The sequence below is a fragment of the Kitasatospora sp. NPDC057198 genome, assembly GCF_042670125.1.
Classification (GTDB): Bacteria; Actinomycetota; Actinomycetes; order Streptomycetales; family Streptomycetaceae; genus Kitasatospora.
Window position 1 is genome coordinate 1 of record NZ_JBHUWH010000709.1, and the last position, 2,716, is coordinate 2,716.

The 2,716-nt window shown below is 74.7% G+C and carries 1 protein-coding gene and 1 pseudogene; one reads left to right on the forward strand and one right to left on the reverse strand.

Annotated elements, in window-relative coordinates; all coding sequences use genetic code 11:
• Positions 1-2,157 (reverse strand): MMPL family transporter (locus tag ACFUEL_RS38080; protein WP_380242558.1); only part of this gene is annotated, 2,157 nt, incomplete at its 3' end.
• Positions 2,158-2,489: 332 nt separating this feature from the next.
• On the opposite strand from ACFUEL_RS38080, the pseudogene ACFUEL_RS38085 reads away from it, so the two are divergent.
• Positions 2,490-2,716, forward strand: a pseudogene (locus ACFUEL_RS38085) (hypothetical protein); the annotation flags it as partial.

Consider the following 2,716-nt stretch of genomic DNA (forward strand, 5'->3'; position numbering starts at 1 on the left):
GGACGGGGCCGGGTCGGGCTCACCCTCGACGGAGACGTGCGGCAGCAGGCGGTCGAGCCAGCCGGGCAGCCACCAGTTGGCGGCGCCGAAGCGGTGCATCAGCGCGGGGACGAGGACCATCCGCAGCACCAGCACGTCGAGCAGGACGGCCAGGGCCAGGCCGAGCCCGAACTCGGCGATCATGCGCTGCCCGGCGAACAGGAAGGCCGCGAACACGCAGGCCATGATGACGGCGGCGGCGGTGATGACCTGGCCGGTCTCGCCGTGGCCGACCCGGACGGCGCGGTGGTTGTCCCGGGTGTGGGTCCACTCCTCGTGCATCCGGCTGATCAGGAAGACCTGGTAGTCCATCGAGAGGCCGAACAGGATCGCGATGATCATCACGGGGGCGAACGCCTCGACCGGCCCGGCCGCGCCCGCGCCGAGCGCCTCGGAGCCCCAGCCCCACTGGAAGACCGCGACGATCGCGCCGAACGCCACGCCCATGGTGAGCAGGTTCATCGCGACGCCGATCAGCGGCACCAGCAGGCTGCGGAAGGCCACCATCATCAGCAGGCAGCCCAGGCCGACGATGATCCCGATGAACAGCGGCAGCTTGGAGATCAGCACGTCGGCGAAGTCCGCGGCGGTGGCGGTGGCGCCGCCGACGTAGACCTGCAGGCCGGTGCCGGCCTCGGCGGCGGGGACGGTGCGCTCGCGCAGTTCGGTGATCAGCTCGGAGGTCTGCGCGGACTGCGGGGAGGTGCTGGGTACCACCTGGACGATGCCGACCCGCTGCCCGTCCTGCATCGGCGCGGCCGCGACCTGGGCGACGCCGTCCAGGCCCTTCAGCTCGGCGACCAGCCCGTCCAGCGCGGCCTTGTCGGCGGCGGCGGGGGCCTCGGCGACCAGCAGCAGCGGCCCGTTGGAGCCGGGCCCGAAGCCCTCGGCCAGCAGGTCGTACGCCTGCCGGGAGGTGCTGGACTTCGGGTTGTTGCCCGCGTCCGAGCTGCCCAGGCGCAGCGACAGCACCGGCAGCGACACGGCGAGCATCAGCAGCAGGGCGACCAGCGCCTTGCCGGTGGGCCGGGCCTGCACCCTGGCGGCCCAGCGCGGCCAGAGGCCGGTGGTGTGCTCCTCGCCGGGGCCCTGCCCGGCCAGCCGGCGGCGCTGGGCGCGGCTGAGCACCCGCAGCCCCAGCAGGCCGAGCAGGGCGGGCAGCAGGGTGACCGCGGCCAGCACGGTCAGCGCGACGGTGAGCGCGGCGGAGATCGCCATGCCGTTGAGGAAGCCCATGCCGAGGATCAGCATGCCGAGCAGGGCGATCACCACGGTCAGACCGGCGAACAGCACGGCCCGGCCGGAGGTGTTCAGCGCCTTCGCGGAGGCGTCCTCGACGCCCAGGCCGGCCATCAGGCCCTTGCGGTGCCGGTTGACGATGAACAGCGCGTAGTCGATGCCGACGCCGAGGCCGACCAGCACGCCCAGGGTGGGCGCGACCGAGGCGATGCTCATGCCGTGGCTGAGCAGCCCGGTGCCGATCACGCCGGTGCCGACGCCCGCGACCGCGGTGAGGATCGGCAGCGCGGCGGCCCAGGCGGAGCGGAACACCAGCGTCATCACGACCAGGGCCGCGACGATGCCGATGATCTCGCTGAGGCCGCCCATCTCGGTCTCGGTGTTCTGCACGGCCTGCCCGCCGAGCTGGACGTCCAGCCCGTCGGTGCGGGCCTGCTTCGCGAGGTCGATCACGTGCTCGACGTCGGCCTTGGGGACGGCGTGCGCGTCCCCGGTGAAGGTGACCTGCGCGTACGCGGTGGTGCCGTCGGCGCTGACCTGCCGGGCGCCGCGCTCGCCGTACGGGCCGGAGACCGAGGCGACGGACGGGCTGTGCGCGATGGCGTCCAGCGCCGCGGTCATCCGGTCCTTGACGGCGGGGTCGTTCACGGTGCCGGCGGCGGTGTGCCACACCACGTTGTCGGTGTCGCCGGCCGCGGCGGGCATCTGCTCCTTCAGCAGCTCCAGCGCCCGGCTGGACTCGGTGGCGGGCATCGCCATGCTGTCGCTGTACTTGGTGCCGACCGCGCCCGAGACCGCCCCGAGCCCGACCAGCAGGCCCAGCCACAACAGCACGGTGACGAGCCGGTGCCGGTGGCACCAGCGTGCGAGGACGGACATGCGCGACTCCCGTTTTTCGGCCTTCTCCCGGTCTTCCCACCCTCCCCCGCGCCCCCGCCCGCCGTCGTCCCCCGTCCGCGGACACCCGGCGTACCGCGTCCGCGGTACCGGGCCGCCGCCCGCTACCGCACCCGTGGACCCCGGGCACGGGGGACCTGCGGAGGAGGAGCTGATCCTCCGTCAGAAGTACTCGCACGAACGGTCCTCCGCCCGTGGGCCGAGCCCCGGGCCGTCCGGGCGGCCGACGCCACCGGCCGGGCGGGCCGGAAGGCTGGGAGGAACGGGAGGACGGGTGCGGCCGAGCGCGCCCGGCCCGTACGACGGAGGTCACGGTGGCTGTCCCCATCCCCGAGCAGCGGCCCGAGCGCCGGCCCGAGCAGCGGCCCGAGCGCCGGCACCGGCGCTGGCCCGCCTGGGCGCCGGCCGCGGCGGCCGGCTGGGGCGTGCTGTACGCGGCCGTCCAGACCGGCTGGGCGCTGACCCGCACCACCGTGCCGTGGAAGGCGCACTCCGCCTACCCGCCGCCGGCGCAGCTCGTCCTCGCCGCGCTCGCCCTCGC